Raw genomic sequence first — 13,131 nt, forward strand, 5'->3', positions numbered from 1 at the left:
GCCCTCGTCATGACCGCAGCAACGCACGAGTCCGGCGCCGTCACGCCCGCCGCCCCCGCGCGCCCCCTGCCCGCCGCCGCACCCCGCAGGGTGCGCGGCCGCCAGGAGCGCAGCCCCTGGGCCTCGGTCGTCCTGCACTGCACGCTGATCCTGGCCACCGTGATCGCGGCCTTCCCCGTGGTGTGGATCCTGTTCATCTCGCTCGGCCCGAAGAACGCCTGGCAGGAGCCGGGCCAGGTCCTCTCGCATCTGAGCCTGCACAACTACAGCGACGTACTGGCCCATTCGGACCTCGCGAAGTGGTTCCTGAACACCGTCGTCGTGGCGGGCGGCACCACCGTGCTCGGCGTCTTCCTCGCCTCGACCGCCGGGTACGCGGTGTCCCGGATGAAGTTCCCGGGCAGCCGGCAGCTGATGTGGACGTTCCTGGTCACCCAGATGTTCCCGAGCATCGTGCTGATCGTGCCGCTGTACCTGCTGATGTCCGAACTGCACCTGCTCGACAACTACCTCGGGCTGATCCTCGCGTACGCGACCACGGCGGTGCCGTTCTGCGCCTGGATGATGAAGGGCTACTTCGACACCATCCCCAAGGAGATAGACGAGGCGGGCCGGGTGGACGGCCTGACCCCGATCGGCACCTTCTGGCGGCTGATCGTGCCGCTGGCCAGGCCGGGTCTGGCGGTGACCGCGTTCTACAGCTTCCTCACCGCCTGGGGCGAGGTGGCGTACGCGACGCAGTTCATGCAGTCCGACCACTACACGCTCGCCGTCGGCATCCGCACCTTCGCGCAGGACCAGCGCCCCGACTGGGCGTGGACCTCCGCCACGGCGATCATCATCACCATCCCGGCGGCCATCGTCTTCATGCTGGTGCAGCGCAGCCTGGTCTCCGGGCTGACGGCCGGCGGCACCAAGTCCTGACCGCATGAGCGCGCGGCCGCCCGGCCCGCCCCCCTCAGCAAGCGCCTCTGTCGTTCCCCCCGCACCCTTAAGGGAATCCATGACCCAGCACGTCACCGACACCGTCCCCACCGAAGCCGCTGCCGCCGCCTCCGGGCGCCGGGAGTGGTGGCGCGACGCGGTCATCTACCAGGTCTACCCGCGCAGCTTCGCCGACGGCAACGGCGACGGCATGGGCGACCTGCCCGGCATCCGCGCGCGGCTGCCGTACCTGAGGAAGCTGGGTGTCGACGCCGTCTGGCTCTCCCCCTTCTACGCCTCCCCGCAGGCCGACGCGGGCTACGACGTCACCGACTACCGGGCCGTGGACCCGATGTTCGGCACCCTCACCGACGCCGACGACCTGGTCCGCGAGGCGCACGCACTGGGCCTGAGGGTCATCGTGGACCTGGTGCCCAACCACTGCTCCGACCAGCACGAGTGGTTCAAGCAGGCGCTGCGCGAGGGCCCCGGCTCGCCGCTGCGCGAGCGCTTCCACTTCCGCCCCGGCAAGGGCGCGGACGGCGAACTGCCGCCCAACGACTGGGAGTCCATCTTCGGCGGCCCGGCCTGGACCCGGGTGGCCGACGGCGAGTGGTACCTGCACCTGTTCGCGCCCGAGCAGCCCGACTTCAACTGGGACCACCCGGCCGTCCACGACGAGTTCCGCTCCATCCTGCGGTTCTGGCTGGACCTGGGCATCGACGGCTTCCGCATCGACGTGGCGCACGGCCTGGTCAAGGCGGAGGGCCTGCCCGACATCGGCCACGACGAGCAGGTCAAACTGCTGGGCACGCAGGCGGTGCCGTACTTCGACCAGGACGGCGTGCACGAGATCTACCGCAGCTGGCGGCGCATCCTCGACGAGTACACGGGCGAGCGCATCGCGGTCGCCGAGGCGTGGACGCCGACGGTGGAACGCAGTGCCCTGTACCTGCGCCCCGACGAGCTGCACCAGGCGTTCAACTTCTCCTACCTGACGACCGGCTGGAACGCCGCGGACCTGCGCGACGTGATCGACCGCTCGCTGCGGGCGATGAACGCGGTGCACGCCCCGGCCACCTGGGTGCTGTCCAACCACGACGTCGTACGGCACTCCACGCGCCTGGCGGAGGGCGATCCGGCGCGCGGTCTGCGCCGGGCCCGGGCGGCGACGCTGCTGATGCTGGCGCTGCCCGGCTCGGCCTACCTCTACCAGGGCGAGGAGCTGGGCCTGCCGGAGGTGGTGGACCTGCCGGACGAGGTGCGCCAGGACCCGGCGTTCTTCCGCACCTCCGGCCAGGACGGCACCCGCGACGGCTGCCGGGTGCCGATCCCGTGGTCCGGCGAGGCCGCCCCGTTCGGCTTCGGGCCCGTCGAGGGCGGCCCGAGCTGGCTGCCGCAGCCGGCCGACTGGAAGCACCTGACGGTCGAGGCGCAGGAGGGCGACCCGAACTCGACGCTGGAGTTCTACCGCAGCGCGCTCGCCGTCCGCCGCGACCACCCGGCCCTGGGCGCCGGCCGCCAGATCACCTGGCTGGACGCCCCCGAGGGAGTGCTGTCCTTCCGCCGCGACACCCCGGAGGGCTCCTTCGTGTGCACGGTGAACCTGACCGGCGCCCCGGTCCCCCTGCCCACCCCCGGCACCCTCCTGCTGGCGAGCGCACCCGTGGAGCCGGGCGCCACCAGCACCGACCTGCCCGGCGACTCGGCCGTCTGGTGGGCAGTCTGAGATGCAGCCGGTACAGTCCACTCCTGTGACCACACGGCTTGCCGACATCGCTGCCCAGGCGGGGGTGAGCGAAGCGACCGTCAGCCGGGTCCTCAACGGGAAGCCGGGCGTCGCCGCCACCACCCGCCAGTCCGTGCTGGCGGCCCTGGACGTCCTCGGTTACGAGCGTCCGGTACGGCTGCGGCAGCGCAGCGAGGGCCTGGTGGGCCTGATCACCCCGGAGCTGGAGAACCCGATCTTCCCGGCGCTCGCGCAGGTCATCGGCCAGGCCCTCACCCGCCAGGGCTACACCCCGGTGCTGGCCACCCAGACCCCCGGCGGGTCCACGGAGGACGAGCTGACCGAGATGCTGGTGGACCGCGGGGTGGCGGGCATCATCTACGTCTCCGGTCTGCACGCGGACACGACGGCCGACATGGAGCGCTACGAGCGGCTGCGCGCGCAGGGCGTCCCCTACGTCCTGGTCGACGGCTTCTCGCCGAAGGTCCAGGCCCCGTTCATCTCGCCCGACGACCGCGCCGCGATGACGCTGGCCGTCACCCACCTGGCGTCCCTGGGCCACACCCGCATCGGCCTGGCCCTGGGCCCCAAGCGGTTCGTGCCGGTACAGCGCAAGATAGAGGGCTTCGTCCGCGCGATGCGGGACCAACTGGACCTGCCCCCGGAAACCACCGAAACCCAGTTCGTCCAGCACTCCCTCTACACCTTGGAGGGCGGCCAGGCGGCGGCCACCGCGCTCATGGACCGCGACTGCACGGCCGTGGTGTGCGCCAGCGACATGATGGCGCTGGGCGCGATACGCGCGGCCCGCCAGCGCGGCCTGGAGGTCCCGCGCGACTTCTCCGTCGTCGGCTTCGACGACTCGCCCCTGATCGCCTTCACGGACCCGCCGCTGACGACCATCCGCAAGCCGGTGCCCGCGATGGGCCAGGCCGCGGTGCGTACGCTGCTGGAGGAGATCGGCGGCACCCCGGCGCCGCACAGCGAGTTCGTGTTCATGCCGGAACTGGTGGTGCGCGGCTCCACCGCGTCGGCCCCCGGGGACCGCCACCGCGCCTAGAACATGCGGCTCACCCGGGACCGGGGGACGATCGACGGAAGACCGCCGCACTTCTGGCAGACTCTGTGCCCATGGGTGATACGTCCGGAACGCGACCGGAAGGCCCCGAAAAGGCCCTTCCGCACCCGGTCACGGAAACTTCCGCACCGCGCCGCCCGCCGCTGTGGTTCGAGGTGCTGCTGATCGCGGTCAGCTACTGGACGTACGCGCTGATCCGCAACGCGGTCCCGGAACAGCGGGCCGAGGCCCTGCGCAACGCCGACCAGATCTGGCGCGCCGAGCACCGGCTCGGCATCGCCGTGGAGCACACGGTCAACCATGCCGCCGACTCGGCGACTTGGCTGATCGTCGGCATGAACTACTACTACGCCACCTTGCACTTCGCGGCCACCGTGGGCGTCCTGGTGTGGCTCTACCGCAGCCACCCCGGCCGCTACGCGGCGGCCCGCCTGACCCTGTTCGCCACCACGGCCGTAGCCCTCCTCGGCTACTACCTCTACCCCCTGGCCCCACCGCGCCTGATGCCGACGGGCCGCTTCATCGACACGGTCCAGACGCACCACACCTGGGGCTCGATGGCCTCCGGCGACCTCAAACACATGTCGAACCCCTACGCCGCGATGCCGTCGATGCACATCGGCTGGTCCCTGTGGTGCGGCCTGACGGTCTTCACGCTGACGACGATCCCGTGGGCACGGGTGCTGGCGGCGCTGTATCCGGCCGCGACGCTGATCGTCATCGTCGCGACGGCGAACCACTTCTGGCTGGACGCGGTAGGCGGAGCAGGGTGCCTGGCCTTCGGCCTCACGGTGGCGAGAACGTGCTACGGCGCCCTGCCCCACGCACTGCCTCGCACGGCCTGGCAGCCGGCGAGAGCGTAGGGCGCCCTCCCCACAGGGGCGCACCCCCGAGGGGAGGCGCACCACCGTGCCCGCAGCCACGACGGAAGGCCGCCGGACGGCGGAGGGAATCCCGGAGGCGACGACGGCGGGAGGGGGTGGGGTGGTGGGGCCGTACGGGCGCCGCGCACCGCGGTCCCCCCTCGGTCCACGACCCCACTCCGGGCCGTGTGTCCGTGTGCGGCGCCCTGGCCCCACCACCCCGCCACCGCACCCGCACCCGCACCGCACCCAGAGCCTTCACGCCCCGTAGAACAGCTCCTCCACGACCCCCCGGGCCCGCCGAGCGGTCCTCCGATACGCGTCGAGCATGTCCCCCACATGCCCCGGCCCGTACCCCAGATACCGTCCCACCGCAGCCAGCTCCCGTGGCTCCGTGGGAAACGTGTCCCCCGCCCGCCCCCGCACCAGCATCACGGCGTTCCGCACCCGAGTGGCCAGCACCCACGCCTCGTCCAGTGTCGAAGCGTCCTCCGAGGACACCAGCCCCGCCTCCCGAGCCGCCCCCAGCGCCTCCCGAGTCCGAGTCGTCCGCAGCCCGGCGACCTCCGCCCCGTGCCGCAGCTGAAGCAACTGCACGGTCCACTCCACGTCGGACAACCCCCCGGGCCCGAGCTTGGTGTGCAGCTTGGGATCGGCCCCCCGGGGCAACCGCTCCGCCTCCATCCGCGCCTTCAGCCGCCGGATCTCCCGAACGGCCTCCTCCCCCAGGCCGCCCACCGGATACCGCAACGGATCGACCAGTTCCACGAACCGCCGCCCCAGCTCGGCGTCTCCCGCCACCGGCTCGGCCCGCAGCAACGCCTGCGACTCCCACACCAGCGACCACCGCCGGTAGTAGGCGGCGTACGACTTGAGCGTCCGCACGAGCGGCCCGGACTTCCCCTCGGGCCGCAGATCGGCGTCGATCAACAGAGGCGGGTCCGCACTGGACACGGCCAGCAACCGCCGCATCTCGGCGACCACCCGGCCGGCGGCCTGAGAAGCCTCCCGCTCGTCCACCCCGTCCCGGGGCTCGTGCACGAAGAGCACGTCCGCATCGGATCCGTAACCCAGCTCGTGCCCCCCGAACCGCCCCATCCCGATGACGGCGAACCGGGTGGGCAGGGTGTCGCCCCACCCCTCCCGCACCACGGCCCGCAGGGTCCCGGCCAGCGTCGCACCCGTGAGGTCGGACACCGCACCGCCGACGAGGTCCACGAGGGCCCCTTGATCGGCCTCGGCGGGCTGCGCCTCTGTCCCGTAGGACCCGAGGATGTCGGCGGCGGCCGTACGGAACAGCTCCCGCCGCCGCACACCACGCGCGGCGGTCACGCCCTGCTCGGCGCTCTCGGCGCGCCCCACCGCGGCGAGGATCTCCTGCTCCAGCTGGGCGCGCCCGCGCGGCCCGACCCGCCTCCCGCCGCCGCTCCCGTCGCCATCCCCGAGCAGGGCGACGGCCTCGGGCGCGCGCATGAGCAGATCGGGAGCGAGCCGCCCGGCGGACAGCACGCGGGCGAGATTCTCGGCGGCGGCTCCCTCGTCGCGGAGGAGCCGCAGATACCAGGGGGTCTTGCCGAGCGCGTCGGAGACCTTGCGGAAGTTGAGCAGCCCGGCGTCGGGATCGGCGGAGTCGGCGAACCACCCGAGCAGCACGGGCAGCAGCGTCCGCTGGATGGCGGCCTTCCGGGTGACGCCGGAGGCGAGGGCCTCCAGGTGCCGCAGCGCGGCGGCCGGGTCGGCGTATCCGAGGGCGACGAGCCGCTCCCGCGCCGCCTCGGGGCTGAGCCGCGCCTCACCGGGCGCGAGCTGGGCGACGGCGTCGAGCAGCGGCCGGTAGAACAGCTTCTCGTGCAGCCGCCGGACGACGCTGGTGTGCCGCTTCCACTCCCGGGTCAGCTCGGCGGCGGGATCACCGCGCAGCCCGAGCGACCGCCCGAGCCGGCGCAGCCCCGCCTCGTCGTCGGGCAGCAGATGGGTCCGCCGCAGCTGGTGCAGCTGGATCCGGTGCTCGACGAACCGCAGGAAGCGGTACGCCTCGTCGAGCTGGACGGCGTCGGCGCGCCCGACGTACCCGCCGGCGGCGAGGGCCTGCAAGGCGTCGAGCGTCGTACCGCTGCGCAGGGAGGCGTCGGCGCGTCCGTGCACGAGCTGGAGGAGCTGCACGGCGAACTCGACGTCGCGCAGCCCGCCCGGCCCGAGCTTCAGCTCGCGCTCGACCTCGGCGACGGGGATGTTCTCGACGACCCGGCGGCGCATCTTCTGCACGTCGGCGACGAAGTTGTCGCGTTCGGCGGCCTGCCAGACGAGCGGGGCGAGGGCCTCGACGTACCGTTCCCCCAGTTCGGCGTCGCCGGCGACGGGCCGGGCCTTGAGCAGGGCCTGGAACTCCCAGGTCTTGGCCCACCGCTGGTAGTAGGCGAGGTGGCTGCTGAGGGTCCGCACCAGCGGCCCGTTGCGCCCCTCGGGCCGCAGATTGGCGTCGACGGGCCAGATGGAGCCCTCGACGGTGGTCTCGGAGCAGATCCGCATCAGATGGGAGGCGAGCCGGGTGGCGGCGCGCAGCGCGGCGCCCTCGTCGCCGCCCTCGACGGCCTCGCCGACGAAGATGACGTCGACGTCGGAGACGTAGTTCAGCTCGTGGCCGCCGCACTTGCCCATGGCGACGACGGCGAGCCGGCACTGGGCGGCGTCCTCGGGCGCGGCGGCGCCCGCGATGCGCAGCGCGGCGCGCAGGGTGGCGGTGGCGAGGTCGGCGAGTTCGGCGGCGGTCTCGGCGACGCCGGTGGTGCCGCACACGTCGCGGGCGGCGATGGCGAGCAGGCTGCGCCGGTAGGCGATACGCAGGGAGACGGGGTCGTCCGCGTCGGCGAGCCCGCGCTCGAACTCCTCGACCCCGGGGTGCAGGTCGCGCGGCTCGTAGGTGACGAGGACGTGCCAGTCCCCGGGGTGCCGGGCGAGGTGGTCGCCGAGGGCGGCGGACGCGCCGAGCACGCCGAGCAGCCGGTCGCGCAAGGGCTTGGCCGCTATCACGGTGTCGAGGAGTTCCCGCCGGGCGGTGGGCGAGGGCTGCGCCTCCAGCAGCCGGACGAGTCCGCCGAGCGCGAGATCGGGGTCGGCGGTGCCGCCGAGGGCCTCCAGCAGCACGGGGTCGCTGCGGACGGGGGCCAGCTCGGGGCTCTCCAGCAGCCGTTCGGCGGCGGAGGCATCGGTGAAGCCGTGCCGCAGCAGCCGTGTGAAGGTACTGCTCCTGCGCCCCGGCGCCGTCATCCCGGCCTCCCGTCGGATCAAGGTGGTCCTGGCCAGAGCGTAGCCGGACTGCGACCGGACGGCTGCTCCCGGGACCGCCCACCGGCCACCCCGCCCCGCACGGACCAGTTCCCCGAACGCGCACGGCGCCCCCGGCCCAGCACCGGGCACCCGGGAGAACGACAACGCGCCCGGCCCCCGCCCCACGCGAGGCGAGGCCCGGCAGGGCGCGGCGAGGCAAACGACCAGCGAGGCCAGGCGACAGCAGTTCACCCGCTCTTCACCCACCGGGCCGCACACGATGCCCCGCCATCATCTTGGCGTGTGCATGCTCTCCCCGCCCATCCCCACCCCCCACCGTCCATTCCCTTCCCCCTTCTCCCTTCTCCCTTCTCCCCTCCCCGGAGGTAGATGTGTCCGGCAGTTCCGGCAAGTCGGTGCTCCGCCGCGGCCGTACCGCCATGGCGTCCACCGTCGCCCTGGCGGCCGCCGCCGTCGGCCTGTGGACCGGCCTGGGCGGCGGCGCCTCGTCCGCGCGGGCCGCGACCGGGGTGCCCGCCCCGGACCACGTGGTCGTCGTGGTCTTCGAGAACCACGCCTACAACCAGGTGATCGGCTCCTCCAGCGCCCCGTACCTCAACTCGCTGAAGTCGGGCGGCGCGAACCTCACCCAGTCCTACGCGGAGACCCACCCCAGCCAGCCGAACTACTTCGCGCTGTTCTCCGGCTCCACCCAGGGCATCACGGACGACAGCTGCTACACGCCCGGCTTCTCCTCGGCGGCGAACCTGGCCTCCGAGCAGCTGGCGGCGGGCCGTACGTGGGCGAGCTACAACGAGACCCTGCCGAGCCAGGGCTCCACCACGTGCAGCAGCGGCAAGTACGCCCGCAAGCACAACCCGTGGTTCGGGTTCAGCAACGTCCCCACCTCCTCGGCGAAGACGTTCGCGCAGTTCCCGACGGACTACTCGACCCTGCCGCAGTTGTCGTTCGTGATCCCGAACCTGTGCAGCGACATGCACGACTGCTCGGTGTCGACGGGCGACACCTGGCTGAAGAACAGCCTGGGCGCGTACGCGACCTGGGCGAAGACGCACAACAGTCTGCTCGTCGTCACCTTCGACGAGGACGACAGGCTGAGCGGCGATCGCATCCCGACCGTCCTGTACGGCCAGCCGGTCGCGGCCGGGACGACCAGCTCCACCACCTACAACCACTACGACCTGCTGCGCACCCTGGAGGACACGCAGCGCCTGACCACGCACGCGGGCAACGCCGCAGACGCCCACGACATCACCGGCATCTGGGCGTCCTGACATGTACGTAGCGGACTGTCGCGCGAGCACCCGGCGCGGTGCCGCCGGCGCGCAGGCGTCCGTGGAAGGCGCCGTCCGGTCGCACACCGGGCGGCGCCGCGCCGCGGTCGCCCCCCGGTCCTCGCGCTCGGCACGTCAGCCGCAGTCGGAACCTCACCACACCCTGCCTCGACGTCTGATGTCCGCGACGGAGAACGACGGCCGGTGGGGGCGCAGCGGATCATGTCCGCTGCGCCCCCACCGGCCAGTTCTGCTGGAACCCCGTACCTCGCGCCTACAGCACCGGCAGGTGCTTGCGCAGCTCGTACGCGGTGACCTCGCTGCGGTACTCCTCCCACTCCTGCTTCTTGTTGCGCAGGAAGAAATCGAAGACGTGTTCGCCGAGGGTCTCGGCCACCAGGTCGCTGCTTTCCATGAGGGTCAGGGCCTCGCCGAGGTTCTGCGGGAGGGGTTCGATGCCCATCGCGCGGCGTTCGGCGTTGGACAGGGCCCAGACGTCGTCCTCGGCGCCCGGCGGGAGTTCGTAGCCCTCCTCGATGCCCTTCAGGCCGGCGGCCAGGAGGACGGCGTAGGTCAGGTACGGGTTCGCGCCCGAGTCGATCGAGCGGACCTCGACGCGGGCCGAGCCCGTCTTGCCGGGCTTGTACATCGGGACGCGGACCAGCGCGCTGCGGTTGTTGTGGCCCCAGCAGATGTACGACGGCGCCTCGCCGCCCGCGCCCGCCGTGCGCTCCGAGCCGCCCCAGATGCGCTTGTAGGAGTTGACCCACTGGTTGGTCACCGCGCTGATCTCCGCCGCGTGCCGCAGCAGACCCGCGATGAAGGAGCGGCCCACCTTGGAGAGCTGGTACTCCGCGCCGGACTCGTAGAACGCGTTCCGGTCGCCCTCGAAGAGCGACAGGTGCGAGTGCATGCCGGAGCCCGGGTACTCCGAGAACGGCTTCGGCATGAAGGTCGCCTGGAGCCCCTGCTCCAGCGCCACCTGCTTCATGACCAGGCGGAACGTCATGATGTTGTCCGCCGTGGACAGCGCGTCGGCGTAGCGCAGGTCGATCTCCTGCTGGCCCGGCGCGCCCTCGTGGTGGGAGAACTCCACCGAGATCCCCATCGACTCCAGCATGGTGATCGCCTGGCGGCGGAAGTCCATGCCGATGGCCTGCGGGGTGTGGTCGAAGTAGCCGGAGTTGTCCGCGGGGGTGGGGCGGGAGCCGTCCAGCGGGCGGTTCTTCAGCAGGAAGAACTCGATCTCCGGGTGGGTGTAGAAGGTGAAGCCCAGGTCGGAGGTGCGCGCCAGGGCGCGCTTGAGCACGTAGCGCGGGTCCGCGAAGGACGGGGAGCCGTCCGGCATCAGGATGTCGCAGAACATCCGCGCCGTACCGGGGGCCTCCGCCCGCCAGGGCAGGATCTGGAACGTCGACGGATCCGGCTTGGCGATCATGTCGGACTCGTAGACCCGGGCGAAGCCCTCGATGGCCGAGCCGTCGAACCCGATGCCCTCGTCAAAGGCCTGTTCGAGCTCGGCGGGGGCCACGGCGACCGACTTCAGGAAGCCCAGCACGTCCGTGAACCACAGGCGTACGAACCGGATGTCACGCTCCTCCAACGTCCGGAGCACGAACTCCTGCTGCTTGTCCATCTTCCGCTTCCCCATCCTTGCTGGTCAGGCCGCCTGTGTCCGTATGTCGTCACGGGAGGCGGTCGGGCACGCGAGCATCACACCACACCAGGGTTTCACGCGCGTTGCGGACGGCCGTGACCCGGACCGGGTGCGGGCCGGGGTCCGGGTCCCGGCCCTCGTCTCGGACCGGGTTTTTGGCCCTCGCCTCGGACCGGGTCCCGGCTCCGGTCCGGACCCGGCCCCGGCTTCACCCCGGTCCGGGCGGGGCCCGGCCGGAACGTACGTCCGGGCCTGCCGGGACGTGCGGTCGTTCTGGCGTTCGGTCGTCCGCGCGCAGTGGTGCGCTGCTCTGCCGCCCATCTTGCCCCCTGCGCGCCCCCGCCGTAATGGCCGGAGGCCATCGCGCCTGCCGCGGGGCCGGAACCCGCCGCGCAGGCCGCGCGGCCGGAGTCCCTCCGCGGCCTCGCGGGTCGTGGGGGTGTCGGCCTCGCCCGCGTCGGCGAGCCTCATCCGGACGCGCGGCGCCCTGTCGGTGGAGCGCAGCAGCAGCGCATCCCGCCCGCGTGGACAACCGGCATCCGCCGTCCGACTCAACGGCGGGCCGCCGCCCGCCGCCGTCCTCTGCGCGCCCGCCGTGCCGGGCAACCCGCCGTCGATCGCCGCGCTCTCCCCCACACCCCCTCCGCCCCACTACGATCAGCGCGAACCGACCGCCCCGCCTCAGCCCCCTGACCCCGAAGGACCCCCATGGCCTCCGCCCCTCAGCCCGGACCCACCGGCACGACCGGCAGCGACCAGCGCCGGGCCCACATGGAGGAGCTGCGCCGCGCCGAGCAGTCCCGGCAGCGGCGCAACCGCGTGCTCGGCATCGTCGCGAGCGTGGCCGTGGTCGCGGGGCTGACCGTGGGGGGCGTGCTGTTCGTCCACGCGCAGACCGCGCAGTCCGAGAACGGCGGCGCGACGGGCTCCGCCGTCGAGGCGAAGAGCGGCCAGGACGGCAAGAACACGAAGCCCGGCGGCGCGGGTCACTTCACCACCGGCCCCGACGGCGTCCGCACCTGGCAGGGCGCCCTCACCCGCAACCACACCACCGATCCCGTGACGTACCCGATGGAGCCCCCGGTCGGCGGCGACCACAACCCGGTCTGGCAGAACTGCAACGGCGACGTGTACACCGCGCCGATCAGGAACGAGCACGCCGTGCACGCCCTGGAGCACGGCGCGGTCTGGGTGACGTACAACGCCAAGGCGGCCAAGGCGGACGTGGCCGCGCTGGCGGAGAAGGTGCGCCGGACGCCGTACACGCTGATGAGTCCCGTCGCGGACCAGAAGGACCCGATCATGCTGTCGGCGTGGGCGCACCAGCGCAGTGTGAGCAGCGCGAAGGACCCGGACGTCGACAGGTTCCTCGCCGAGTTCGTCCAGGGCCCGCAGACTCCGGAGCCGGGGGCCGCCTGCACGGGCGGTGTGGACCGGTGAGGCCGGCCGGGCTGGTCGCGGCGGCCGCGGTGACCGCGCTGGTGGCGGCCGGCGCCATCACCTACGCGGTCGCCGAGGACGGTGGAGCGCACGCCCATGGCCCCGCGCCCGCCGCGGCGGCCTCCGCGTCCGCCGTCCCGGTCCCCGCCGCCGACTCCGCCGACGCGGGCTTCGCCCGGGACATGGCGGTCCACCACCAGCAGGCGGTGGAGATGTCGTACATCGTGCGCGACCGCACCCGTGACGCCGAAGTGCGCCGTCTCGCCTACGACATCGCGCAGACGCAGGCCAACCAGCGCGGGATGCTACTGGGTTGGCTGGATCTGTGGGAGCTGCCGAAGGTGTCGGCGCAGCCGCCGATGACCTGGATGGGGATGGGCGACGCGGCGGCCGGCAAGGACGGCGCGCTGATGCCCGGCATGGCGACCGACGCGCAGTTGGAGAAGCTGGGCCGACTCAGCGGCCGGCAGGCGGAGATCGCCTACCTCCAGCTGATGACCGCCCACCACAAGGGGGGCCTGCACATGGCGCAGGGGTGCGTCGCCCGGTGCACGGTGGCGGTGGAGAAGCGGCTGGCGCAGAGCATGGTGGACGGGCAGCAGTCGGAGCTGCGGCTCATGGCCGGCATGCTCAAGGAGCGCGGCGCGAAACCTGGTTCGTGAGCGGCGCGGCGCCCGGTTCATGAGCGGGGCGGCGCCCGGTTCGTGAGACGGGCCTCCGGAATCCGGGAACCGAAGCCCTCAATCCGGGGAACGAAGGCCTCAATTCGCCCTGTATGCACCGCACCTGACGGTTCCTTGGCTTTCTCTTGGCTTGCGCATGGCCCTGGCATGAACGGTTCGTCGGGAAGAGTGACCCTCGATCGTGTGATCCATTCA

9 protein-coding genes are annotated in these 13,131 nt (G+C 72.4%); 7 read left to right on the forward strand and 2 right to left on the reverse strand.

The genetic code is table 11. The annotated features are described in order from the left end of the window. The first annotated feature begins 9 nt into the window (after window positions 1-9). From AB0N63_RS06220 to AB0N63_RS06235, 4 genes are all read left to right on the forward strand, one after another. Window positions 10-924 (forward strand): carbohydrate ABC transporter permease, encoded by a 915-nt coding sequence (locus tag AB0N63_RS06220; RefSeq protein WP_365524840.1) that lies wholly within the window; start codon window positions 10-12, stop codon window positions 922-924. A 79-nt stretch (window positions 925-1,003) separates the two neighbouring features. Then, window positions 1,004-2,653 carry a glycoside hydrolase family 13 protein gene (locus AB0N63_RS06225; RefSeq protein WP_365524843.1) on the forward strand — a complete coding sequence of 550 codons (1,650 nt, stop codon included), beginning with the start codon at window positions 1,004-1,006 and terminating at the stop codon, window positions 2,651-2,653. A 25-nt stretch (window positions 2,654-2,678) separates the two neighbouring features. Continuing rightward, a complete protein-coding gene (locus AB0N63_RS06230; protein WP_365524846.1) occupies window positions 2,679-3,713 on the forward strand; it encodes a LacI family DNA-binding transcriptional regulator in 1,035 nt (344 codons plus the stop codon). Window positions 3,714-3,784: 71 nt separating this feature from the next. Further along, a complete protein-coding gene (locus AB0N63_RS06235) occupies window positions 3,785-4,594 on the forward strand; it encodes a phosphatase PAP2 family protein (RefSeq protein ID WP_365524849.1) in 810 nt (269 codons plus the stop codon). 258 nt (window positions 4,595-4,852) lie between these two features. Here the strand turns inward: AB0N63_RS06235 and AB0N63_RS06240 are convergent, their stop codons facing one another. Then, on the reverse strand, window positions 4,853-7,861 hold the full coding sequence (locus AB0N63_RS06240) for a bifunctional [glutamine synthetase] adenylyltransferase/[glutamine synthetase]-adenylyl-L-tyrosine phosphorylase (RefSeq protein ID WP_365524852.1): 3,009 nt from the start codon (window positions 7,859-7,861) through the stop codon (window positions 4,853-4,855). A gap of 440 nt (window positions 7,862-8,301) precedes the next feature. Here AB0N63_RS06240 and AB0N63_RS06245 point away from each other — a divergent pair, with 440 nt between their 5' ends. Continuing rightward, the gene (locus AB0N63_RS06245) at window positions 8,302-9,156 is read left to right on the forward strand and encodes an alkaline phosphatase family protein (RefSeq protein WP_365525637.1); all 855 of its coding nucleotides are present in this window, start codon (window positions 8,302-8,304) and stop codon (window positions 9,154-9,156) included. 274 nt (window positions 9,157-9,430) lie between these two features. Here the strand turns inward: AB0N63_RS06245 and glnA are convergent, their stop codons facing one another. Then, the gene (gene glnA, locus AB0N63_RS06250; protein ID WP_009188264.1) at window positions 9,431-10,792 is read right to left on the reverse strand and encodes a type I glutamate--ammonia ligase; all 1,362 of its coding nucleotides are present in this window, start codon (window positions 10,790-10,792) and stop codon (window positions 9,431-9,433) included. 729 nt (window positions 10,793-11,521) lie between these two features. Here glnA and AB0N63_RS06255 point away from each other — a divergent pair. Together AB0N63_RS06255 and AB0N63_RS06260 are read left to right on the forward strand one after the other, a co-directional pair. Beyond that, window positions 11,522-12,253 carry a DUF3105 domain-containing protein gene (locus AB0N63_RS06255; RefSeq protein WP_365524856.1) on the forward strand — a complete coding sequence of 244 codons (732 nt, stop codon included), beginning with the start codon at window positions 11,522-11,524 and terminating at the stop codon, window positions 12,251-12,253. Then, entirely contained in the window at window positions 12,250-12,915 is a 666-nt protein-coding gene (locus AB0N63_RS06260) for a DUF305 domain-containing protein (RefSeq protein ID WP_365524859.1), read from the forward strand. Before AB0N63_RS06255 ends, AB0N63_RS06260 begins: the two co-directional genes overlap by 4 nt. Window positions 12,916-13,131: the final 216 nt, after the last annotated feature.

Origin of the sequence: Streptomyces sp. NPDC093260 (assembly GCF_040683715.1) — a bacterium.
GTDB classification, from domain to species: Bacteria; Actinomycetota; Actinomycetes; order Streptomycetales; family Streptomycetaceae; genus Streptomyces; species Streptomyces sennicomposti.